The sequence below is a fragment of the Marinifaba aquimaris genome (assembly GCF_013328345.1).
In the GTDB taxonomy this organism is placed as follows: domain Bacteria; phylum Pseudomonadota; class Gammaproteobacteria; order Enterobacterales; family Alteromonadaceae; genus Marinifaba; species Marinifaba aquimaris.
Genome location: NZ_JABULX010000038.1, coordinates 13,774 through 36,546, shown reverse-complemented (window position 1 = coordinate 36,546; position 22,773 = coordinate 13,774). Strand labels below are relative to the sequence as shown.

Below are 22,773 nucleotides of genomic sequence, written 5' to 3'. Positions count from 1 at the left end.
GTTCAATGACAGATGGTTATGACTGCTATCAAAATGCACTGGCTGAGAGAGTAAACGGTATTCTTAAAAACGAATACTTGTTAATGAAACCAAATAACCTAAATGAGGCAAGGAAAATGGTAAAACAATCAGTCGATTTATATAATCAACAAAGGCCACATTCGGCCTCAAAATACAAAACGCCCGATGAAATTCATCAGGCGTTTTAATCAAAAAAGTGTCAACCCATACTAGGATGGGTCAGATTTTATAAACCAGCAGCGGCTTTTAATGCTTCTGCTTTGTCTGTTTTCTCCCAAGGGAACTCTTCACGGCCAAAGTGACCGTAAGCAGCTGTTGCTTGGTAAATCGGTTTTTCTAAATCTAACATAGTTAAGATGCCATAAGGACGTAAGTCGAAGTTATCACGTACGATTTGTACTAATTTAGCATCGTCGATTTTACCTGTACCAAATGTATCAACACTGATTGAAGTTGGCTCGGCAACACCAATTGCGTAAGAAACCTGAATTTCGCAACGATCGGCAAGACCTGCAGCAACAATGTTTTTCGCTACGTAACGACCAGCATAAGCGGCACTGCGGTCAACCTTTGATGGATCTTTACCAGAGAAAGCACCACCACCGTGACGTGCCATACCACCGTACGTATCTACAATGATTTTACGACCAGTTAAACCACAATCGCCCATAGGGCCACCAATAACAAATTTACCCGTTGGGTTGATGTGATATTGTGTATCTGCGTTTAACCATTCTCTTGGCAGTACTGGCTTAATGATTTCTTCCATTACTGCTTCACGTAAATCTGCATTAGAAATGTCTTCACTGTGTTGAGTTGATAATACAACTGCATCAATACCAGTGATAATGCCGTTTTCATAAGCGAAAGTAACTTGTGATTTAGCATCAGGACGTAACCAATCTAAAGTTCCATTTTTGCGTACTTCAGCTTGACGCCTTACTAAGCGGTGAGAGTAAGTAATAGGGGCTGGCATTAATACATCAGTTTCATTTGATGCATAACCAAACATTAAGCCTTGATCGCCTGCACCTTGATCTTCTGGGCGAGAGCGGTCAACACCTTGGTTAATGTCAGGTGATTGTTTACCAATTGTATTTAATACAGCACATGAATCAGCATCAAAACCCATTGTTGAGCTAGTGTAACCAATTTCACGGACGGTATTGCGGGTGATCTCTTCAATATCTACCCAAGCAGAAGTCGTGACTTCACCGCCTACCATAACCATACCTGTTTTAACGTATGTTTCGCACGCAACACGCGCTTTAGGATCTTGTTCTAAGATGGCATCAAGTACGGCATCAGAAATCTGGTCGGCAATTTTATCCGGGTGACCTTCTGATACTGATTCAGAAGTAAATAAGTGTTTAGCCATAATAGTAATCCTCATTGGCATGCAGCTAAAAGAGACTTCTTTAGAGTAAGGTTTTAACTGCGGGTTAGAGTCATTTAAGAGTTGTGTATTTTAGTCGTTTATTTGTCATATGCAAGTCTTTACGTCTAGACGTCTAAACGTCTAATGTAAAGGTTTGTTGCAACGCCTACTTTGCGTTTTTTCGCTGTTATTCGTCATATCTCGATGGCTCAAAGTACCATTGCCTGCTAGCTTTTTACTAAAAGAGCAAAGAGTTATGGTATTGAATAGTAACAAAGTAACCATCATCGCTATCTCGGGCGCTTCGGCATCGGGCAAAACACTGTTAACAGATGCAATCATTGCTGAGTGTAATCAAGAAATGGGTCAGCAGTGCATATCGGTTTTACGAGAAGATGCTTATTACAAAGACCAAAGCCATTTGTCACTTGAGCAGCGAAAGCAAATCAATTACGACCATCCAGATGCTTTCGATCATGTTCTACTTATCAAACACTTAAAGTTACTTAAAACTGGAAGAGAAGTGGCCATGCCGGTATATGATTATCAAGCGCATAACCGCAGTACACAAACTCAAACCGTTCAGCCGAGCTGCGTTATTGTAGTTGAAGGTATTTTATTACTGGCTGTTGAAGCGTTATTGACTGAGTTTGATATTAAGGTGTTTATGGATACGCCTCTCGATATTTGTTTAATGCGGAGAATAAAAAGGGATATGGCAAAACGGGGGCGAGATATAGATTCGATTATGCAGCAGTACTTGACCAGTGTAAGACCGATGTTTTTTCAATTTATTCAACCGAGCCGAGAAAATGCGGATGTTATTGTTACCCGAGGTGGAGAAAACCGCATGGCGAAGGAGCTACTAAAAGGTCATATTCTTGGTTTGCTGCAATAAATGACTAACGAGTCAGTGCTGACTATTTTTTGCGTTTATAATTAATCAGAAAATTCCTATTTTTCGACGTGTTTTATTTGTTCGCATCTAATCATTAGATTAAGTTAGGCTGATAAATTGAAAGGGAAAACGTATGTCTGAGCAAGAAAATATCAGCACGTCAGATAAAGAACACATATTACAGGCGTTATCGAATATTGAAGGTGAAGTTGGGAAGTTGAATCAGCATAAGTTGATTAAAGCCTATAACTCTTTACCGAAATTAATTGTTTTTCAGCTGCTTAAAGGCATGGCATTTGGTTTGGGGAGTGTAATTGGTGCAACCGCGGTCTTATCTGTAGTGGTCTTTTTACTGTCGCAAATTGAGTTTGTTCCCATTATTGGAGAATGGGTTAAAGAGCTATTACAAGAAATAAGGCCACAAAGTGAAGGGTAAATAATCAACGCTTTGGTTGAGATTTGACCAGTTCAAAGTTATGCACGATATGCTAGACACGGAGCTGAATTTAGTCAGATTGGTAATATGAAGTATTTGGGTGGCTGTCATTGTCAATCAGTTAGGTTTGAAGTGAATTTAGCTGATGAAGTTGACGTTGAAGATTGTAATTGTTCAATTTGCAGTAAATCAGGCTTTTTGCATTTGATTGTTCCTAAAGCACACTTTAGGTTGCTGACTCCAAAAAATAATCTTAGTTGTTACACATTTAATACCGGAGTCGCGAAACACTACTTCTGCAAACAATGTGGAGTAAAATCTTTTTATATACCACGCTCAAACCCAGATGGTGTCGATGTTAACCTCAGGTGTTTGGATAAACAGCCGCCTATTGTCAATATCAATAAATTTGATGGTCAAAATTGGGAAGATAATGCAGCATCTCTGGCACATAAAAGTCGTATTTAATGTTATTCGCGCTTTATTAATCTGCACTCTGTTAGCTTTTGCTGCTAACGCGACTACACCACTAAAATTAACTTACACTCATAACAATATTGAATTTGATCAACTACTTACCTATCACACTAAGCAAAAGCAACTCGCAATAGATGCAATTTGGGCTGAACAATCTGAATTAAAAAAACGTTTGAGACGCAGCCGAGGCATTCAGTCTTTGGTGAATATTTTTCCTGCGGACCATTTAGGCTTGGTTGATTATGTCAACTTTAGTGAAATTCCTACAGAGTTAATCAGCTCTGATATATCTGAAAAAGCACTTGCATTGGGGCGAATCAAACATGTGTCTTACGGTGTGCCCATTACCCGAGGAAACCACTTACTACTTTACTACAACAAAAAGTATATTAATCAGGCCGCAAGCAGTTGGCAGCTGTTAAGAGAGCAGGTCGTTCCTTTACCTGAAGGGGTTAGGTTAATTAGCTGGAATATAAGCGAAATGTATTGGTTTGTCCCTTTTTTAACGGCATTTGATGGTCAGCCTACTTTGAAAGGTCAGCCAAACCTCAATAATCGCGCCATGGTTCAAGCATTAGAATTTGTATGGCAGCAAGTTAACGATGGTTTGATAGATAGCCGATGTAACTACCACTGTGCTTATCACTCATTTGTTAGTGAACAAGCGGCTTATTTTATTAACGGTGTATGGAGCTACAAGCAATTAAAAGCCGAATTAGGAGACAACCTTGGTGTTGCCGTCTTACCGACAATAAAAGGCAAGCCGATGCGCTCTTATTACTCTTCACTGGTATTGGCATTTGCAAATAATGCTTATCAGTCACAACCAGAATATAAAACCTTGATTGATTTGGTACAGTCTGAATCTTTCCAATTTGATGTTTGGCTAAAAATGGGCAATTTACCGTCTAATAAGCGCGTATGGCAAAAAATAAAACAGGATAAAAGCCTTGATGCTATGGCTATAGTTCAAGCGCTTGAGCAGTCTATTGCAATGCCCAGTGATGAATATATGTGGCCTGTTTGGTCGGCGATGGAAAAAGGTTTTAATCGCTTTGGCGGTGGACAAATGCGCGCAGAGCAGGCCGCCAAATTTATGCAATCATTGGCAGAGAAAAACATTGCTCATATGGCCCCTGCTAAGCAGTAAACCTATTCCTAAATATTCTTAAATGACCTGAAAGTCGCTGAACTTAGACTGGCATTATTGCCAGTCTAAAATTACCTTACCGCATTGGCCTGATAGCATAGTATCAAAGCCTTTTTGGAAGTCGTCGACTTTAAAGTGGTGAGTAATGATGGGGCTTAGATCTAAACCTGATTGAATCAAGCTGGCCATTTTGTACCAGGTTTCAAACATCTCTCGGCCATAAATTCCTTTTATTTCTAAACCTTTAAAAATGACTTGGTTCCAGTCAATTCCCATGTCCTCAGGTGGGATACCCAAAAGGGCTACTTTGCCGCCGTGATTCATTTTATCTAGCATTTCTGAAAAAGCTTCAGGAATACCTGACATCTCAAGCCCAATATCGAAGCCCTCTGTCATTCCTAGTTCTTTTTCAACATCTAAAAGTTTGGTCGTGGTGACGTTTACAGCGCGAGTTGCCCCCATCTTTTTAGCCAGATCTAGACGGTAATCATTAATATCGGTGATCACTATATTTCGAGCACCACAGTGTTTGGCTACGGCACAAGCCATAATACCAATGGGACCTGCACCTGTGATCAGTACATCTTCCCCGACTAAGTCAAATGACAACGCAGTGTGGACGGCATTGCCAAATGGGTCGAAAATGGATGCTAAATCATCGCTGATCTCATCTGGTAGTTTAAATGCATTGTAAGCAGGAATGACTAAATACTCAGCAAATGCACCTTGGCGGTTCACGCCTACCCCTGTTGTATTTCTACACAAATGGCGGCGACCCGCTCGACAGTTTCGGCAATGGCCACAGGTAATGTGCCCTTCACCTGATACCCGATCGCCCAAGCTAAACCCTCGAACTTCTTGGCCAATACCTACCACTTCACCTACGTATTCATGGCCAACAATCATAGGTACTGGGATAGTTTTTTCTGACCACTCATCCCATTTATAAATATGTAAGTCGGTGCCACAGATGGCTGTTTTTCGAATTTTAATTAACAGATCATTGTGCCCCAGCTCAGGTAGCTCAGCTTCTGTCATCCAAATACCAGGCTCGCGGTGTAGCTTTGCGAGGCCTTTCATGTTTGTTGGTAATGCGTTATCTAATGGCATCAGATCACTCCTAATTCTTTACCAACTGTGGTAAATGCAGCTACAGCTTGATCAATATCTTCAATTGAGTGGGCCGCAGACATCTGTGTGCGGATACGTGCTTGTCCTTTAGGAACAACAGGGAAAGAAAAGCCAATCACATAAATGCCATATGTCATTAACCTGTCAGCCATTTCTGAGGCTAATTTTGCATCGCCAATCATCACTGGAATAATGGCATGATCAGCACCAGCTAATGTAAAACCTGCTGCGGTCATTTTTTCTCTAAAATACTGGCTGTTTTGATTTAACTTGGCTCTTAATTCATCCCCATCGCTTAGCATATCGAGCACTTTTATCGAGGCACTGACAATCGCTGGTGCTAATGAGTTAGAGAATAGATAAGGTCGAGAGCGTTGGCGTAGCCAATCAATCACTTCTTTTTTACCGGCAGTAAAACCGCCAGATGCTCCGCCAAGTGCCTTACCTAAAGTACCGGTAATAATATCAACGCGATCCATTGCTTGATGATACTCATGACAACCACGACCTTTATCACCAACAAAACCCACAGCATGGCTATCATCAACCATGACAAGCGCATTGTATTTTTCGGCTAAGTCACAGATAGCAGGAAGGTTAGCGATAACGCCATCCATAGAAAAGACGCCATCGGTAGCAATGAGTTTATATCGAGCGCCAGCTTCATCGGCCGCTTTTAATTGTGCTTCAAGCTCAGCCATATCATTGTTGCCATAGCGAAAACGCATCGCTTTACACAAGCGTACGCCATCAATAATGGAAGCGTGGTTGAGTGCATCTGAGATAATGGCATCTTCTTTCGTTAAGATGGTTTCGAATAAGCCTGCATTGGCATCAAAACAAGATGAATAAAGGATGGTATCTTCCATACCTAAAAACTCAGATAACTTTTGTTCTAAAACCTTGTGTTGGTCTTGTGTACCGCAAATAAAGCGAACGGAAGCCATACCGAAACCATATTGATCTAAACCTTGTTTCGCAGCTGCAATTAGCTCAGGATGATTGGCTAAACCCAAGTAGTTGTTGGCACAAAAGTTAATTACTTTGTTTTGGTTTACTTGAATTTCAGCTTTTTGAGCAGAACTTATTTGACGTTCGCTCTTATACAAACCATCCGCTTTTACATCGGCTATTTGGTTTTGGATATGTTGATAAAATGCTTGAGTCATCTTAATAGTGCCTTTTATAGTGTATGAACGAAAGGATAACTACCGCTAAAATTAAGGCTAGTTCAGGGCGTTAACTTGTGCCTAATTTCAACTGTAAAGGTGGCAATAACTTCGTACACAATCTGCATTAAGAATACTGCAGTTGCGTTGTTGCTCGTTTGGTTCACCTGCATCTAGAATTGTCAAACATTAAAATCACTTGTTAGTTATTTGTTATTAGAAAAAAGTGCCTGTATTTGTAGATAAATATTTGCACCTAGTGCGCTGCTGGGTAACAATAGCTGACAAAAAATAATGCTTAATTTGTTTACCACTTATCCTTGTCATTTGGAGCAACATTAAGCCTGTACTGAATTTCTGTTAAGGAGTCACTATGCCATCTCGTCAAGAGCGTGCTAATGCTATCCGTGCTTTAAGTATGGATGCGGTTCAAAAAGCTAAATCAGGTCACCCAGGTGCCCCTATGGGTATGGCTGATATCGCTGAAGTTTTATGGCGTGATTTTTTAAAGCATAACCCGAGTAACCCTAACTGGGCTGACCGCGACCGTTTCGTTTTATCGAATGGCCATGGCTCAATGCTTATCTACTCGCTATTACATTTGTCGGGTTATGACTTACCTATTGAAGAAATCAAAAACTTCCGTCAATTACATTCAAAAACACCAGGTCACCCAGAATACGGTTATACACCAGGTGTTGAAACAACAACTGGCCCACTAGGTTCTGGTATTTCTAATGCGGTAGGTATGGCGATTGCTGAAAAAACATTAGCAGCGCAATTTAACCGCGAAGGCCATGATCTTGTTGATCACTTCACTTACTGTTTCTTAGGTGATGGTTGTTTAATGGAAGGTATCTCGCATGAAGCTTGTTCTCTAGCGGGTACTTTAGGTTTAGGCAAGTTAATTGCGTTTTGGGATGACAACGGTATCTCAATCGACGGTGAAGTTGAAGGTTGGTTTAGCGACGACACTCCTAAGCGTTTTGAGTCTTACGGCTGGCATGTTATTGCAGATGTTGATGGTCATAACCCTGATGCGATTGCTGCCGCAATCAAAGAAGCTCAGTCTGTAACGGATAAACCAACAATGATTTGTTGTAAAACAATTATTGGTTTTGGTTCACCAAATAAAGAAGGTACGCATAACTGTCACGGCGCGCCTTTAGGTGATGATGAAATCGCTGCGACTCGTGAAAAGTTAGGTTGGTCACATGCACCATTTGAAGTGCCTGCTGACATCTACGCTGAATGGGATGCCAAAGAAACTGGTAGTGCAGCTGAAAAAGCTTGGGACGAAAAACTAGCCGCTTATCAAGCTGCTCACCCTGAATTAGCAAGCGAATTTGAACGTCGTGTACTTAAAGGTGAATTACCGAGCGATTTTGAAGCAAAAGCACAAGCTTTTATCAAAGAGTGCCAAGACAAAGGCGAAAACATCGCCTCTCGTAAAGCATCTCAAAATGCTATCGAAGCTTTCGGTTCATTACTGCCTGAATTAGTGGGTGGTTCTGCTGATTTAGCCGGCTCTAACTTAACATTATGGTCTGGCTCTAAAGGCATCCAAGACGATGCTGCGGGTAACTACATCTTTTACGGTGTGCGTGAATTTGGCATGTCAGGCATCATGAATGGTATTTCTTTGCACGGTGGTTTCATCAACTATGGTGCAACATTCTTAATGTTTATGGAGTACGCACGTAACGCAGTTCGCATGTCTGCATTAATGGGTATTCAAAACATCTTCGTTTATACGCATGATTCAATTGGCCAAGGTGAAGACGGTCCAACTCACCAACCAATTGAACAATTAGCTAACTTACGTACTACTCCAAATATGGATACATGGCGCCCAGCTGATGCCACTGAAACAGCAGTCGCTTGGAAGTCTGCATTAGAACGTCGCGATGGCCCTTCTTCTTTAGTATTTAGTCGTCAAGGTTTACCTGCTCTTGCTCGTAACGACCAACAAGTTGCGAATATTGCAAAAGGTGGTTATGTACTCGTCGATTGCGAAGGCACGCCTGATGTGATTTTAATCGCAACTGGCTCTGAAGTAGGTTTAGCGGTAGATTCAGCAAAAGCGTTATCAGAGCAAGGTAAAAAAGTGCGTGTTGTATCTATGCCAAGCACTTCGACGTTTGATGCACAAGATGCACAATATAAAGAATCAGTATTACCAAGCTCAGTTACTAAGCGTGTTGCAATTGAAACTGCACATGTCGATTACTGGTACAAGTATGTTGGTTTTGCTGGCAAAGTAGTTGGTATGACAACATTTGGTGAATCTGCACCAGGTGGCGACTTACTTAAACACTTCGGATTTACGGTTGAGAATGTCGTAAACACAGCAAACAGTTTATAATCTAAACTTGTATTGAGTTCTTTTAAAAAGACGGGCTTTGCCCGTCTTTTTTAGCTAAGAAGGTTGTAAAATTATCATTCGGGTAGCAATTAACGGCTTTGGTCGTATCGGTCGTAGTATTTTGCGTGCTATTTATGAAAATGGTTTGCAAGATAAAATTAAAGTTGTGGCAATCAATGAGTTGGCGCCTGCTGAGTCGATTGCTCACCTGTTGAAGTATGACTCTTCACATAGTCGTTTTGAGTTTGATGTCAGCGTTGAGAAAGAAAGATTAAAGGTAGCCGATAATCTTATCTATTTATTAGCTGAACAAAGGTTGAGTCAATTACCTTGGGATAACCTAGGCGTTGATATCGTTTTCGAATGTACAGGTCAATTCAAAACCTTTGAAGAAGGCTTTGTCCATATTCGCCAAGGTGCGAGTAAGGTCTTGTTTTCTCACCCCGCCGATTCTAATGTCGAGGCAACAGTCATTTATGGCGTTAATCACGACAGTATCGAAAAGCGACATCGAGTGATCTCTAACGGTTCGTGCACAACAAACTGTATTGTTCCGGTTATCAAAGCGTTGGACGATGCTTTTGAAGTTGAATCGGGAACCATTACTACTATTCACTCAGCGATGAATGACCAGCAAGTTATTGATGCTTACCACGATAATCTTCGACTTGCTCGTGCCGCTAGCCAATCAATTATCCCGATTGATACTAAGTTAGCGAAAGGGGTAGAGCGGGTATTACCTCATCTAGCCGAGCGTTTTGAAGCGATTGCTGTTCGCGTACCTACAACTAACGTAACGGCGATGGATTTAAGTGTGACAGTAAAAACCGATGTCACCCTTAAACAAGTGAACGATACATTAAAACAAGCCGCACAAACCCAGTTTTGTCAGGTACTTGACTATACTGAAGAACCACTGGTCTCTGTTGATTACATGCACAACCCTCATTCAAGTATTGTAGATGGCACTCAAACTCGAGTTAGTCATAAACGACTGATCAAAGTGTTAGCTTGGTGCGACAATGAATGGGGCTTTGCAAACCGAATGTTAGATACCGCCCAAGCGATAATGGCGAAAAACCAGAATTAAAAGTATTAAAAATTTAACGGGCTTATTGTTAATAAGCGAGCCTAATAAAGGAAGGAAAATGTCAGTAATTAAAATGTTAGACCTTGATTTACAAGGTAAAAAAGTACTTATCCGTGAAGACTTAAACGTGCCATTAGACGGTGGCAAGATCACAAGTGCTGTACGCATTGAAGCGTCAATTCCAACTATTAAAGCAGCATTAGAAAAAGGCGCTGCTGTAATGGTAATGTCGCACTTAGGTCGTCCAACTGAAGGCGAATTTGCTGAAGAAGCGTCTTTAGCACCTGTAGTTGCTTATCTAAATGAAAAATTAGATGCTCCAGTGACATTGGTTTCTGATTACTTAGAAGGTTACGAAGCTAAAGTGGGTGAAGTCGCTGTATTTGAAAATGTGCGTTTTAACCAAGGCGAAAAAGCGAATGATGACGCTTTATCTCAAAAGTTAGCTGCACTTTGTGACGTATTTGTAATGGATGCATTTGGTACTGCTCACCGTGCACAAGCTTCAACTCATGGTGTGGCTAAGTTTGCTCCAGTTGCTGCTGCTGGCCCTTTATTAGTGGGTGAACTAGATGCGTTAAGTAAAGTGCTAGACAACCCTAAGCGCCCATTAGTATCGCTAGTGGGTGGTTCTAAGGTTTCTACTAAATTAACGGTTTTAGATGCGTTATCAAAAATTTCTGACACTTTAGTTGTTGGTGGTGGTATCTCAAATACATTCGTTGCATCAGCGGGTAACGAGGTAGGTAACTCATTATTCGAAAAAGATTTAATCCCTGAAGCCCAGCGTTTACGCAACGAAACTGAAGTTGTGTTTGCAACTGACGTAACAACAACTAAAGAAGGCTTTGGTGATTGGAACCACAATTCAGTAACTGAAGTGAAGGCTGCAAGCGAAATTGCTGCGGATGAAGAAATCATCGATTACGGTACTGAAACTGCCGCTAAAGTGGCGGAGATTTTAAAAGGTGCTGGCACTATTTTATGGAATGGCCCTTGTGGTGTATTTGAATTTGATGCATTCGCTAAAGGCACTGAAACAGTTGCTCGTGCAATTGCTGAATCTGAAGCTTTCTCTGTTGCTGGTGGTGGTGACACATTAGCGGCTATCGATAAATTCGATTTAGCTGAGCAAGTATCTTACATCTCTACAGGTGGTGGTGCTTTCTTAGAATACGTTGAAGGTAAAGTATTACCAGCAGTTGCTATTTTAGAAGAGCGTGCAAAAGCTTAAACAGCAAATTGTTTTAAATGAAAAAAACCTGAGCTTGTCTCAGGTTTTTTATGCCTTTTTATTTCCGTATTTTAAGACAATTGACGCTATATCGCTTTAAATATACGAATTGTACGATTGTCTTGCTTTCTATTGTCTTTTAATAACCCAGTTTCATTATTTGATTCAAAGCTTTATCCATCTCACCTAATTACAACTCGTAAGGTCTGATTTACAGGTTAAAACTCTAGATATTGCCAATTTTTGTTAACAATTCTGCCATTAGCTTGAAACGAATGACGGTGCAAAATACGACTGTAGTTTATTAAAAATTAAGCAATTAGCTTTAAATCTTTAGTAGACGTTTTTCGCCGCACTATATGAATTAACTTTCAATTAAGTTAATTCGCTAAGTAGCAACCTAATTTGTTTTTAATGTAGCTGATCTCGCTGCAATTTACGTGGAACTTAAAATGAAAATAATAAAAACACTGTTATGTACGCTATCGCTTTGTTTGTGCAGTATCCAAGCAAATGCGGGAGTCTTATTCGTTGATAATATCCAGCAACAAGGCAACCAGCTTACGTTTGATATTAATGGCTCAGGTTTTACTGATGGCTTATCAGCGGGTGCTTTTTTTGCTGGTTGGGATAACGCTATACTCAATTTTACTCATATTGATTTTAATGATGCTTTATTTGATATTAATGGCATAGGTTTAGATGAATCAGCACTTGGTTTTATTGATGAAACACTTTTTGCTGCGGCATTAGCGCCAGGTGCCAATACCAATACTTTTAACATCGCATCATTAAGTTTTGATATTTTAGCTACTGGAGATAGTGTTTTATTTGTTGATCAAGGTTTTGATTTATTCGGTCCAGCCCCATTTTTTGACGGCAATGGCGGGCAAATCGATATGAATGCGTTGAGCTTTGTATCACCTGGTCTTATTTCGGTTACAAAGGTAAATACACCCACTCATTTATCTTTAATGTTAATCGCTATTTTTGCCTTGGCGCTTCGCCAAAAACGCGCTTAATCATTTTGCTGAGCTAGCATTAGCTAGCTCTCAATCTTAGTCTTATCTAACGTTTTTTCCCAGCTGTATTTCCGCCTTCTGACACTGTACTAAACTCATTACAGAGGCGCGTTTCTGGCTTTACTGGTTACCAGTCATTTAGCCATATGTGTATTTGTTGTTGATCACGCAAATCCAATTATTGAGTCTAAGTTTAGCTGTATTCTTTTACTGCAAACCTAAGAGGAGTATTTGCACCATGGCCTTGATCAGTATGCGCCAACTATTAGATTATGCCGCCGAGCATGATTTTGCCCTTCCTGCATTTAACGCTAACAACTTAGAACAAGTACAAGCCATCATGGCTGCTGCCGATAAGGTCAATAGCCCGGTGATCATTCAAGCATCAGCAGGTGCGAGAAAATACGCAGGAGCTGATTTTCTCAAACACTTAATTTCTGGTGCCATTGAAGCTTATCCTCATATCCCTGTGGTGATGCATCAAGATCACGGCACGTCCCCCGGTGTTTGCCAGCGTTCAATTCAATTAGGTTTTTCATCCGTTATGATGGATGGCTCTTTGGCAGAAGATGGTAAAACGCCTACCAGTTATGAATATAACCTAGAGGTAACACGTCATGTGGTTGATATGGCACATGATTGCGGTGTTTCTGTTGAAGGAGAGCTTGGTTGTCTCGGCTCGTTAGAAACGATGCAAGCTGGTGAAGAAGACGGTGTGGGAGCAAAAGGTACATTATCCAAAGAGCAGCTACTGACTGACCCAGAACAAGCTAAAAGCTTTGTTCAAGCGACTCAAGTAGACGCATTAGCTATTGCCATTGGCACCAGTCACGGTGCTTATAAATTTTCTCGCCCTCCAACGGGTGAAGTATTGGCAATCGAGCGAATTAAAGCCATACACCAAGCGATACCCAATACGCATTTGGTGATGCATGGGTCGTCATCGGTACCGCAAAATTGGCTTGCGATAATCAATCAATTTGGTGGTGAAATACCTGAAACATATGGTGTCCCTGTTGAAGAAATACAGCAAGGTATTAGACATGGTGTCAGAAAAGTGAATATTGATACGGATCTTCGATTGGCAGCAACAGGTGCCATTCGCAAATTTATGGCTGAAAACCCAAGTGAATTTGACCCTCGTAGCTATAACAAACAGGCTAGGGCGGCGATGTCAGATATTTGTGAAGCTAGGTTTCTTGTTTTTGGCAGCGCTGGATTTGCCGATAAAATTAAACCGATTTGTTTAGAAAAAATGGTTAACTTCTACAATTAAGTTACATAAAAGAGCCAGCTTTGAGTGGTTAATTGTTTACTTTTAACCACTTAAGCCTTATTTGGTTAAATAATTGCCATAATTAACAGTCTATTACACTTAATTTTACCAACCTACTTCATATTTTTTTAAGCTTGGATAAAATAGCGTCATCTCAAATTAGGTACTGTTATGCGTTATTTTTACCCTTTTTTATTTTTAGTTTCATTCTCAACTCTAGCATCTGATAACAAAGCAGCTAAAGATCAAGCTGTTGAAAAAGTTATTGATCAAAAAGTATGTGACTGTGGTGAATACGAAATTATAGAAGAGACCGTTGAGATCATTGAAATTGTTGAAGTTGAAGAAGAGAAAGAGGAGATTAGTTTCCCTACTTGGCGAGCTTCAACTGAATTTGGGGTCATCAATACCCAAGGCAATAACAACAGTACTTTAGGTAAATTAAAATCTATTTTAGATATAGAGACTGAACGATTTCGTAATAACTTCGTTTTTGACATGCTTTATCAGCAAGATGAAGTGGAAGAAACCGTGGTTAATGAGGATGGCGAAGAAGTCGAGCGCAAGACGAGTAAAACCAGTAAAAACAAGTTTTCGCTAACCGCACAAAGTAACTACAAAATGCCTGAATCTGATCGCGCGGTATTTGGTCGCTTTTCTTATGAGCAAGATAAGTTCTCAAGTTACAACTACGAATCGAGTTTGTCTTTTGGTTATAACCGCATTTATTTGAAATCAGACGATTCGTTATTGGAGTTCTCTATTGGTCCTGGTATTCGAAACGACAGCCTAGAAAAAGAATTTGAAGACGAAGTGACAGGTGATACTTATGTCAGAGATGAACATAGTACTGTGTTACAGCTATTTACCGCTGCAAAATACGAACGTACTTTGACCGATACTTCTTATTTTACTCAATCTCTGTCAATTGAAGCCAGTGAAGTCAATACTAAAACAGTGGCCATTAGTTCGCTAAATGCAACGGTTAGTGGTGCTCTCGTATTAAAAGGTTCAATCAAATTTGACCACAACTCTGAAGTGGAAGATGGTTTTGATAATTTAGATATCGAAACGGGCATAACACTTGTCTACACCTGGTAAGCTTTTCACTTAATTGAGTAAGGCTTCTCTCATAAACTTGTTCAGCTCGATTTTAAATTGTTCAGGTTTGACACTGGTTTCAATTACTTCATTGCAATGTGGCTTGGCTAAATCTATATCTTTAATGTCTGTGTAATGGTCATATTTGGCGTGGTAAAAAAGTTTAACAACGGGTTTTAACGGTTGCTCATTGTTTGATTTGATTACGATACCCAGCTTGCCGCTTGATAATTTCACTAAAGTCCCCACAGGGTGAACACCAATAGATTTGATAAATTGCTGCAGCAACTGGTGGTCAATATCTTGTTTTGCCATGGTCATCATTAACTTAAAAGCTGACGAAGGCGTCATCCCTTTTTTATATACCCGCTCAGCTGTTAGGGCATCATAAATATCAACAATGGCTATCATTCGTCCCGCTTGCGATATTTGCTCATCATTAAGGCCGTTAGGGTAACCTTTGCCAGAGAGCTTTTCGTGATGTTGTGCAGCTACTTCCAGTGAAAGTGCAGATACGCCGGACGTTTTTTGTAAAATTTCAATGCTGTGCTCGACATGGCTTTTCATCACTTCAAATTCGTGAGGATTTAAAGCGCCTTTTTTATTGAGAATGGCATCGGGGATCAATATTTTGCCTATGTCATGAAGAAAGGCGCCAACAGCGAGTTGTTCAGTTGTTTCACTGTCAAGTTCGAGATGTTTTGCAAACATACTCATTAAAATCGAAACGTTCAATGAATGCTCAAGTAAATATGCGTCTTTTTCACGAATACGCGTCATGCAAAGCAGAGCGTCTTGGTTTCTAAAAATAGAATCAATCAAACCTTTAGTCACTGCTTTGACTGGCTCGATATCTATTGGTTTACCCGCTTTGATGTCCTCAAACGCTTTTTGTTGTAATTGCTGCGCTTCATTGTAGAGTTTGGCTGCTTTTCCTAATTCGCGCTCCATGCTAACGGGTTTAGCTTGAATCTGTGTTTCTTCAATTGGCTCATCCGCTTCTTCTTCTGCTGCAAAGAGGGTTTTATCCGGGTCAATTACAACTTCTTGAACCCCTTTTTTCTTTAATGCATCTATTGCTACTTGTGTTTTAACCCAACCTTTTGAACTGACCTTTATATCACCTGACTGTTTGGTGACTTCCATAACATACATTCCAGGGGATAATTGCTCAATGTCGACTCTTTGTTGCATATTTACCTCAATGGTCAGTAAAGATGGGTTTATTTTAAATGTAGCAAAGCATGTTCAATCTGTTGGGAAAAATAGAAAATAAACCGCATAAAGCTGACGTGATTTTTTGCTGATAGTTATTTTATCTATTAGGCTTATGAGTGTTGACTGAGGGAGAAGGTGTATTGCGACATTATTATTGGCTACTACTGGTTGGTTTTAGTCTTTGCGCTAGCTTTTTACTGGGGTATTACCTTTTTTCTTTACCCACAACCGCTAACGTCAGTGTTGAAAAATCGACTAAGTACACTAAGCCTCAAGCTATCGACGGCTACATCCAACCTCTACCTGCTATCGAATCGATTGATGGGCAATGGCTACAGTTAGGGAAGGCGCTTTTCCATTCAAATTTACTATCCAAAGATAATACGATCTCTTGTGCTTCTTGCCATATGATTGATTATGGCGGCGATGATGGCTTTCCAGTTTCAACTGGCGTTAACAGTCAAGTTGGTGAGCGTAATTCTCCAACTGTGCTAAATGCAGTGTTTAATTTCAGGCAGTTTTGGGATGGCCGAGCAAAAGGCTTAGCTGAACAAGCGGCTGGGCCTGTGCACAATCCTATCGAAATGGCGACAAATTGGCCAGAAGTGATCAATAAACTTCAACAAGACCATTACTTTTCACAGGCTTTTTCTCGTTTGGGCGTTGACCAAATTAGTAGTGATGCCATTGTCAAAGCCATTGTCGTATTTCAGCAAAGCTTAGTTACCCCTAACGCGCCAATAGACAGGTATTTGTTGGGCGAAAAAGAGGCTTTGGATAGTCAGCAAATAAGAGGTTTTCAAACGTTTCAACGTCTTGGCTGCGTTACCTGTCATCAAGGGCGAAATATTGGCGGAAACCTATATCAAAAAGTAGGAAGAATTGATCAGTTACCTGAATCGCTAAAAGATGATTTAGGGCTTTTTACCCTCAGCCAGCAAGCTGAAGATAAACACGTGTTTAAAGTGCCTTCTTTACGCAATGTCGCTCAAACTGCCCCCTATTTTCACAATGGCAGTGTGGCAAGCCTAGAGCAAGCCGTTACCATCATGGCCAAAGTACAGTTAGGTATTGATATAGCAGAACAAGATCGAGATGACATCGTCGCCTTTTTACATAGTTTAAGTGCCCCAGTACAGTCACTGAGTGAATATGAAACAAAATAAGATATGGATTGAAGGCTTACTTTTCGCTTGCCTTGCATGGGTTGGGGTACTGCTAATCGATACGTTGCACCTTCAGAGTAAAATTGAGGAGCAGCTAGATAAATCCACCCAGTTTGATCTAGCGATCACCCAATGGTTATTTGAAACCCTTACCATTGGCTTTGATAACACTTACCATTACGACAAACATGCGCAACTGCAATTAAAAGTGGAGAGCTTGGCCAATGGGTTGGTTCTAAACCAAGATGTTTCTAATCAACTCGCTGAATTAAAACAAGATATCGCAGTGTATATGCAGTTGACGACTATGTTAAAAACTTCGCGTCGATTTGTCGCTAATAGTCAAAGTATAACTATCACGGATGATGCTTTATTACAGCAGATCTACGGTAATTTAAATACAAAATTAATGGCTTTTCTGGTCTTAGCAGAGGAAGAAAGGGCGCTTGATATCAAAGCTGAATTAGCGCACAACCAAGTTGTTTTTCAGCGGTTGAATCAACATCAAAGCCAATGGAGTATGCTCAGTAAACACATCTATTTTTTACTGGAAAACCAGCAAAAAGTACATCAACTGCTTGAGCAGATTCAACAAAATAGCATCACACAAATACTGGCATCACATATATCAAAATTACATCAACAAGATTTAACATTGGCGAGTCAAAGAGATGCTTATATCATTTTGTGCCTGGTTTTAGCCTTCTCTATTTTGGTCATGGTGATGTTAAGGCAAGCCTTACAGCTACAAATCAAAACCAAACAGGCGCAGGCTGCTTCTGAAGTGAAAGCGCAATTTCTTGCTAATATGAGTCATGAGATCAGGACGCCGATGAACGGTATCATAGGTTTAACGGATTTATGTTTAACGACGTCGTTAACCAGTATTCAAAAAGAGTACTTAGAAAAAGTTAAGTTCTCTGCCAAATCGTTGATGACCATCATCAACGATATTTTGGATTTCTCTAAAATTGAATCGAAAAAATTGGATATTGAGCATGTTGATTTTCAGCTCAATGATTTGCTGAGCAACATTAAAGTGATGCTAGGGCAAAGTGCAGCCGAGAAAAATCTAGAACTGGTATTCGACATCGACAGTAAAATTCCAAGCACTTTACACGGCGACCCTGTACGTATTGGTCAAATCTTATTAAACCTGACATCCAACGCAATTAAATTTACTGAACAAGGGCAGGTGACATTATCTATTGAATTACTGTCAGAGCGCTCGGTATTGCTTTTTAAAGTTGCCGATACTGGTATAGGTTTAACCCCGATCCAACAAAAAAAGCTGTTCTCGCGCTTTAGCCAAGCAGAATCTTCAACGACAAGAAAATATGGTGGTACAGGCCTTGGCTTAGCTATTTGTAAATTACTTGTGGAATTGATGAAAGGGAAAATTTGGCTATCGAGCAAAAAGAGCAAGGGATCCACGTTTAGTTTTGAACTGCCCTTTATGCCAGCAAAAGCAGAGAATAAAAGAGAATTAGACTACAGTCAGCTAGTCGGTAAACGAATTTTAATCTTAGACGATCATGAGCTGACGCTTGATATCAGTATAAAGATGGCGACTTCGCTTGGTATGGAAGTCACCGCTTACCAAAGTGTAAAGCAAGTTTTAGCCGTAATAGATGAAACAGAGTTTGATTATGCTTTGATTGATTGGCAATTAAGAGATAGCCAAATGGGTAGTGATGTCTTGCAAGAATTTGCGCTTAGCAAACATCCTCCAAAACAGACTTTTATTTATACAGCCTATGATTCTGAACATTTAAGAGACAAGCTTAAAGCATTCCCAGAAGTGAAAGTACTGCATAAACCACTGACCTTATTCGATTTGGCAATTGCTTTAATGCAAGATATTGAAGAAGATTTTAAACATGCCAAAATACCTAAGGTAAAAATTAGCGGCAAAGAAAAAGATAAAACCTACTCCGTACTGCTCGTTGAAGATAATGATATCAACCGTATGATTGCTGTGGAGTTATTGAACCAGTTAGCGTTAGAGGTAGAAACGGCTGGAAACGGCTTAGAAGCACTTGATAAAGTGGAGCAACAGCGTTTTGATTTAGTGTTGATGGATATCCAAATGCCAGAAATGGACGGTATGGAAGCAACGAAGCATTTGAGAAAGAAATACGATGGTAAAGCCTTACCCATTGTCGCACTGACGGCTAATGTGATGAAAGAGGATATCACCCAATACAAAGCGCTTGGGATGAATGACTTCTTAGCTAAACCTTTTGACAGACAGCATATTGAAGAGGTGATTGAACGTTACTGTTAATTCGTTTTTTTCGAATAAAAAAGCCAATCGAAAGATTGGCTTTTTTGTGTTTATTTGAGGCTTAGCTTATCGACGCCAAGCCGGAATTTTTTCTTCGTAAGCAGAAATATCTTGCTCAAATTGCAATGTGTAGCCGATTGCATCTAAGCCTTTGATTAAACACTCTTTGTGGAATGCATTAATTTCAAAGTTGTATGTTTTACCCGCTACTGTTACAGACTGTGCTGGTAAGTCGATATTAAATTCTACTTTATTGTCGGCATCAACTGCTGCAAATAGCTCGTTCATTTCACTATCAGTTAACTTGATAGGTAAAATTTGGTTATTCATACAGTTGCCGTAGAAGATATCAGCAAAACTGGTCGCAATAACCACGTCTAAGCCGAAGTCTTTTATTGCCCATGGTGCGTGCTCACGCGATGAACCACAACCGAAGTTTTCACGTGATAATAAAATGTTTGCACCTTGATACTCAGGACGGTTCAATTCAAACTCAGGGTTCGCTTGAGTACCCTCTAAATCAAGGTAACGCCAGTCGTGAAATAAGTGAATGCCAAAGCCTGTTTTTTCTACTTTTTGTAAAAACTGCTTAGGGATAATGGCATCTGTATCAACGTTTGCTCTGTCTAAAGGAACTGCGTTGCCTGTAATTGTCGAAATACCTGACATGTTATTCTCCTTTAGCTTATTGTTTGATTAACTGACGAACGTCAACAAAGTGGCCTTCAACAGCTGCAGCTGCGGCCATTTCTGGGCTGACTAAGTGAGTACGACCACCACGACCTTGGCGACCTTCAAAGTTACGGTTTGACGTTGAAGCACAACGCTCACCTTCACCTAATCTATCATCGTTCATTGCTAAACACATTGAGCAACCAGGTAAACGCCATTCAAAGCCAGCTTCGATTAGAATCTTATCTAAACCTTCTTCTTCAGCTTGCTGTTTAACTTGACCTGAGCCCGGTACTACAATCGCTTGTACGCCTTGGGCAACTTTGCGACCTTTAGCCACTTGTGCTGCTGCGCGCATGTCTTCGATACGCGAGTTAGTACATGAACCTATAAATACTTTATCAACAGATAAATCTGTTAACTGTGAACCCGCTGCGACATCCATATAGGCTAATGCTTTTTCTGCTGAAGCGCGCTCTACTGCATTTTCAATGTCACCAGGAACAGGTACAGCCTCATTAACACCAATTACTTGACCAGGGTTGGTACCCCAAGTAACTTGCGGTTGAATATCTTCTGCTTTTAATGAAACAACGATATCAAACTCTGCACCTTCATCGGTTTGCAAAGTATTTAACCAATAATCAACGGCTTCATCCCAAGCTGCACCTTTAGGTGCTAACTCACGACCTTTTAAGTAATCAACCGTTGTTTGATCAGGGGCAACTAAGCCTGCTTTAGCACCTGCTTCAATACTCATGTTACAGATGGTCATGCGCTCTTCCATTGTCGTCGCTTCAATTGCTGAACCACAATATTCAATAACGTGACCTGTTGCGCCGTCCATACCAATCTTACCGATAATGGCTAAGATGATATCTTTTGCTGTAACGCCGAAACCAAGTTCGCCGTTGACTTCAACTTTCATGGTTTTGTATTTGTTTTGCTTTAACGTTTGTGTTGCTAAAACATGCTCAACTTCTGAAGTACCGATACCGAATGCTAATGCACCAAATGCACCGTGAGTTGCCGTGTGTGAGTCACCACAAACAATGGTCGTGCCAGGAAGCGTAAAACCTAACTCAGGACCCATTACGTGAACAATACCTTGTTTTACATCGCCAATGCCGTGTAATTCAACACCAAACTCTTCACAGTTTTTTTGCAACGTTTGCATCTGAATCTTAGCTTGTGGGCCTGCCGCATCAATGGCTAAAGACTGAGTTGAAACGTTGTGGTCCATCGTAGCCAACGTTTTCTTTAATTGGCGTACTGGACGACCAGCAACACGTAAGCCAGAAAACGCTTGTGGTGAAGTCACTTCGTGAACAAGTTGACGGTCGATGTAAATTAAAGGCGTTTCGCCCGCTTCAGCGCGAACGATGTGATCATCATAGATCTTGTCGTATAAGGTTTTAGCCATCTCTTCCTCTACACATTTGGCTTTATCTGTAGCCAATTGTTTGAGTAAGGCACTAAAGTCAGTACCTTACTTATTTCTCTCGTGGCTCAGCTAACAAGGTATGTTAGTGAGGATTGTTATCTTTATTGTTATTTGATTAAACCAGCAATATAACTACCAACTTCAGATGTTGATTTTGCTTGGTCTTTTTTATCCGCTGGTAGTAATTCAGCTGTAACGTAGCCGTCTTCTAATGTCTTAACAACTGCTGCTTCAATTGCTTCAGCTGCCTCATCTTGGTTGAAGCTAAAACGCAACATCATTGCCGCAGATAAAATTTGTGCAATTGGGTTAGCAATACCTTGACCAGCAATATCTGGAGCCGAGCCGCCTGCTGGTTCATACATGCCGAAACCGTCTTCATTAATTGATGCCGAAGGTAATAAGCCCATAGAGCCTGTGATCATGGCACATTCATCAGAAATGATATCGCCAAATAAGTTTGAACAAAGCATAACGTCAAACTGAGCAGGGTAGCGGATTAACTGCATTGTCGCGTTGTCGATATAAATGTGTTCAAGCTCGACATCAGGGAAGTCTTTTGCTACTTCTTCTACCACTTCACGCCATAATACAGACGCTTGTAATACGTTGGCTTTATCAACTGATGTCACTTTATTACCGCGTTTTTGTGCTGCTTCAAAAGCAATTTTTGCGATGCGGCGAATTTCACGACGAGAATAACGCATTGTATCGTAAGCATTTAGTTCTTCACCTTCGCCTTCACGGCCTTTTGGTGTACCAAAGTAAATTCCCGATGTTAATTCGCGAACAACTAATGTATCGAAACCTGATTTCGCGATGTCTTCACGAAGTGGTGAAAGCGCTTCTAAACCTTTATAGATTCTTGCAGGGCGAAGGTTTGAAAATAAATCAAAATGACCGCGTAAGCCTAATAAAGCTGCGCGCTCTGGCTGTTCAGCTGGTGGTAGTTTTTCCCACTTAGGGCCGCCAATTGAACCGAAAAGAATAGCATCTGCTTCTTCACAACCTTTTACTGTTGAATCTGGTAACGCTTTACCTTGGTTATCAATAGCGATACCACCTACATCGAACTCTTGTTGTTCAATGCCAAAACCAAACTTTGCTGCCGTTGCATCTAAAACTTTTAGTGCTTCTGCCATTACTTCTGGGCCAATGCCATCACCCGGTAGGGTTGCAAACTTTAATGTTTGAGCCATTTTTTAAATCCTTCATTGCTAACCCCAACTTTAATAGCT

Annotated in this window: 20 protein-coding genes; 13 read left to right on the top strand and 7 right to left on the bottom strand. The window is 40.5% G+C overall.

The window, feature by feature from the left end:
* Positions 1-209, top strand: a 209-nt coding sequence (locus tag HR060_RS17420; protein ID WP_174201560.1) for an integrase core domain-containing protein, incomplete at its 5' end; no start/stop codon positions are given.
* Between the two features lie 38 nt (positions 210-247).
* Here HR060_RS17420 and metK read toward each other — a convergent pair.
* Positions 248-1,399, bottom strand: coding sequence for a methionine adenosyltransferase (metK, locus tag HR060_RS17415; RefSeq protein ID WP_174201559.1), 1,152 nt, complete (start codon positions 1,397-1,399; stop codon positions 248-250).
* Between the two features lie 256 nt (positions 1,400-1,655).
* Between metK and udk the strand changes: the two genes are divergently transcribed.
* The 4 genes from udk (at position 1,656) to HR060_RS17395 (ending at position 4,360) form a co-directional block, all read left to right on the top strand.
* Complete coding sequence (udk, locus tag HR060_RS17410; protein WP_174201558.1) at positions 1,656-2,297, top strand: uridine kinase; 642 nt, start codon at positions 1,656-1,658, stop codon at positions 2,295-2,297.
* A 133-nt stretch (positions 2,298-2,430) separates the two neighbouring features.
* Positions 2,431-2,733, top strand: a complete 303-nt coding sequence (locus HR060_RS17405; RefSeq protein ID WP_217434968.1) for a DUF5665 domain-containing protein — start codon at positions 2,431-2,433, stop codon at positions 2,731-2,733.
* Positions 2,734-2,820: 87 nt separating this feature from the next.
* Positions 2,821-3,201 carry a GFA family protein gene (locus HR060_RS17400; protein ID WP_174201557.1) on the top strand — a complete coding sequence of 127 codons (381 nt, stop codon included), beginning with the start codon at positions 2,821-2,823 and terminating at the stop codon, positions 3,199-3,201.
* A complete protein-coding gene (locus HR060_RS17395; protein ID WP_174201556.1) occupies positions 3,167-4,360 on the top strand; it encodes a sugar ABC transporter substrate-binding protein in 1,194 nt (397 codons plus the stop codon). The genes HR060_RS17400 and HR060_RS17395 overlap by 35 nt, the downstream gene beginning before the upstream one ends.
* 54 nt (positions 4,361-4,414) lie before the next feature.
* Here the strand turns inward: HR060_RS17395 and tdh are convergent, their stop codons facing one another.
* Both tdh and HR060_RS17385 read right to left on the bottom strand, forming a co-directional pair.
* Positions 4,415-5,440, bottom strand: a complete 1,026-nt coding sequence (gene tdh / locus HR060_RS17390) for an L-threonine 3-dehydrogenase (RefSeq protein WP_174201563.1) — start codon at positions 5,438-5,440, stop codon at positions 4,415-4,417.
* Positions 5,441-5,469: 29 nt separating this feature from the next.
* Complete coding sequence (locus tag HR060_RS17385; RefSeq protein ID WP_174201555.1) at positions 5,470-6,660, bottom strand: glycine C-acetyltransferase; 1,191 nt, start codon at positions 6,658-6,660, stop codon at positions 5,470-5,472.
* Positions 6,661-7,033: 373 nt separating this feature from the next.
* Here HR060_RS17385 and tkt point away from each other — a divergent pair, with 373 nt between their 5' ends.
* From tkt to HR060_RS17355, 6 genes are all read left to right on the top strand, one after another.
* Positions 7,034-9,025, top strand: a complete 1,992-nt coding sequence (tkt, locus tag HR060_RS17380) for a transketolase (protein WP_174201554.1) — start codon at positions 7,034-7,036, stop codon at positions 9,023-9,025.
* A gap of 70 nt (positions 9,026-9,095) precedes the next feature.
* Complete coding sequence (gene epd, locus HR060_RS17375; protein ID WP_174201562.1) at positions 9,096-10,115, top strand: erythrose-4-phosphate dehydrogenase; 1,020 nt, start codon at positions 9,096-9,098, stop codon at positions 10,113-10,115.
* Between the two features lie 58 nt (positions 10,116-10,173).
* Complete coding sequence (locus HR060_RS17370) at positions 10,174-11,349, top strand: phosphoglycerate kinase (RefSeq protein ID WP_174201553.1); 1,176 nt, start codon at positions 10,174-10,176, stop codon at positions 11,347-11,349.
* Between the two features lie 452 nt (positions 11,350-11,801).
* The gene (locus HR060_RS17365; protein WP_174201552.1) at positions 11,802-12,371 is read left to right on the top strand and encodes a hypothetical protein; all 570 of its coding nucleotides are present in this window, start codon (positions 11,802-11,804) and stop codon (positions 12,369-12,371) included.
* Positions 12,372-12,609: 238 nt separating this feature from the next.
* Complete coding sequence (gene fba / locus HR060_RS17360; RefSeq protein WP_174201551.1) at positions 12,610-13,647, top strand: class II fructose-bisphosphate aldolase; 1,038 nt, start codon at positions 12,610-12,612, stop codon at positions 13,645-13,647.
* A 171-nt stretch (positions 13,648-13,818) separates the two neighbouring features.
* Entirely contained in the window at positions 13,819-14,748 is a 930-nt protein-coding gene (locus tag HR060_RS17355) for a DUF481 domain-containing protein (protein WP_174201550.1), read from the top strand.
* Positions 14,749-14,757: 9 nt separating this feature from the next.
* Here HR060_RS17355 and HR060_RS17350 read toward each other — a convergent pair whose 3' ends face one another.
* Entirely contained in the window at positions 14,758-15,942 is a 1,185-nt protein-coding gene (locus HR060_RS17350; RefSeq protein WP_174201549.1) for a cyclic di-GMP phosphodiesterase, read from the bottom strand.
* Between the two features lie 140 nt (positions 15,943-16,082).
* On the opposite strand from HR060_RS17350, the gene HR060_RS17345 reads away from it, so the two are divergent.
* Complete coding sequence (locus tag HR060_RS17345) at positions 16,083-17,132, top strand: cytochrome-c peroxidase (RefSeq protein WP_343044269.1); 1,050 nt, start codon at positions 16,083-16,085, stop codon at positions 17,130-17,132.
* On the top strand, positions 17,119-19,419 hold the full coding sequence (locus tag HR060_RS17340; protein ID WP_174201548.1) for a response regulator: 2,301 nt from the start codon (positions 17,119-17,121) through the stop codon (positions 19,417-19,419). The genes HR060_RS17345 and HR060_RS17340 overlap by 14 nt, the downstream gene beginning before the upstream one ends.
* A gap of 66 nt (positions 19,420-19,485) precedes the next feature.
* On the opposite strand, the gene leuD is transcribed toward HR060_RS17340, so the two are convergent.
* From leuD to leuB, 3 genes are all read right to left on the bottom strand, one after another.
* Positions 19,486-20,088 (bottom strand): 3-isopropylmalate dehydratase small subunit, encoded by a 603-nt coding sequence (gene leuD, locus HR060_RS17335; protein ID WP_174201547.1) that lies wholly within the window; start codon positions 20,086-20,088, stop codon positions 19,486-19,488.
* 16 nt (positions 20,089-20,104) lie between these two features.
* Positions 20,105-21,514 carry a 3-isopropylmalate dehydratase large subunit gene (gene leuC, locus HR060_RS17330; protein ID WP_174201546.1) on the bottom strand — a complete coding sequence of 470 codons (1,410 nt, stop codon included), beginning with the start codon at positions 21,512-21,514 and terminating at the stop codon, positions 20,105-20,107.
* Positions 21,515-21,642: 128 nt separating this feature from the next.
* Positions 21,643-22,734 carry a 3-isopropylmalate dehydrogenase gene (leuB, locus tag HR060_RS17325; RefSeq protein WP_174201545.1) on the bottom strand — a complete coding sequence of 364 codons (1,092 nt, stop codon included), beginning with the start codon at positions 22,732-22,734 and terminating at the stop codon, positions 21,643-21,645.
* Between the last annotated feature and the right edge of the window lie 39 nt (positions 22,735-22,773).

Bases quoted from the DNA above. Each gene is read 5' to 3' on its own strand.
- leuB (WP_174201545.1), bottom strand. From the start codon at position 22,734: ATGGCTCAAACATTAAAGTTTGCAACCCTACCGGGTGATGGCATTGGC.
- HR060_RS17350 (WP_174201549.1), bottom strand. From the start codon at position 15,942: ATGCAACAAAGAGTCGACATTGAGCAATTATCCCCTGGAATGTATGTT.
- HR060_RS17400 (WP_174201557.1), top strand. From the start codon at position 2,821: ATGAAGTATTTGGGTGGCTGTCATTGTCAATCAGTTAGGTTTGAAGTG.
- tkt (WP_174201554.1), top strand. From the start codon at position 7,034: ATGCCATCTCGTCAAGAGCGTGCTAATGCTATCCGTGCTTTAAGTATG.
- fba (WP_174201551.1), top strand. From the start codon at position 12,610: ATGGCCTTGATCAGTATGCGCCAACTATTAGATTATGCCGCCGAGCAT.
- HR060_RS17405 (WP_217434968.1), top strand. From the start codon at position 2,431: ATGTCTGAGCAAGAAAATATCAGCACGTCAGATAAAGAACACATATTA.
- leuD (WP_174201547.1), bottom strand. From the start codon at position 20,088: ATGTCAGGTATTTCGACAATTACAGGCAACGCAGTTCCTTTAGACAGA.
- leuC (WP_174201546.1), bottom strand. From the start codon at position 21,514: ATGGCTAAAACCTTATACGACAAGATCTATGATGATCACATCGTTCGC.
- HR060_RS17365 (WP_174201552.1), top strand. From the start codon at position 11,802: ATGAAAATAATAAAAACACTGTTATGTACGCTATCGCTTTGTTTGTGC.
- HR060_RS17370 (WP_174201553.1), top strand. From the start codon at position 10,174: ATGTCAGTAATTAAAATGTTAGACCTTGATTTACAAGGTAAAAAAGTA.
- HR060_RS17385 (WP_174201555.1), bottom strand. From the start codon at position 6,660: ATGACTCAAGCATTTTATCAACATATCCAAAACCAAATAGCCGATGTA.
- HR060_RS17395 (WP_174201556.1), top strand. From the start codon at position 3,167: ATGCAGCATCTCTGGCACATAAAAGTCGTATTTAATGTTATTCGCGCT.
- tdh (WP_174201563.1), bottom strand. From the start codon at position 5,440: ATGAAAGGCCTCGCAAAGCTACACCGCGAGCCTGGTATTTGGATGACA.
- udk (WP_174201558.1), top strand. From the start codon at position 1,656: ATGGTATTGAATAGTAACAAAGTAACCATCATCGCTATCTCGGGCGCT.
- HR060_RS17355 (WP_174201550.1), top strand. From the start codon at position 13,819: ATGCGTTATTTTTACCCTTTTTTATTTTTAGTTTCATTCTCAACTCTA.
- HR060_RS17340 (WP_174201548.1), top strand. From the start codon at position 17,119: ATGAAACAAAATAAGATATGGATTGAAGGCTTACTTTTCGCTTGCCTT.
- metK (WP_174201559.1), bottom strand. From the start codon at position 1,399: ATGGCTAAACACTTATTTACTTCTGAATCAGTATCAGAAGGTCACCCG.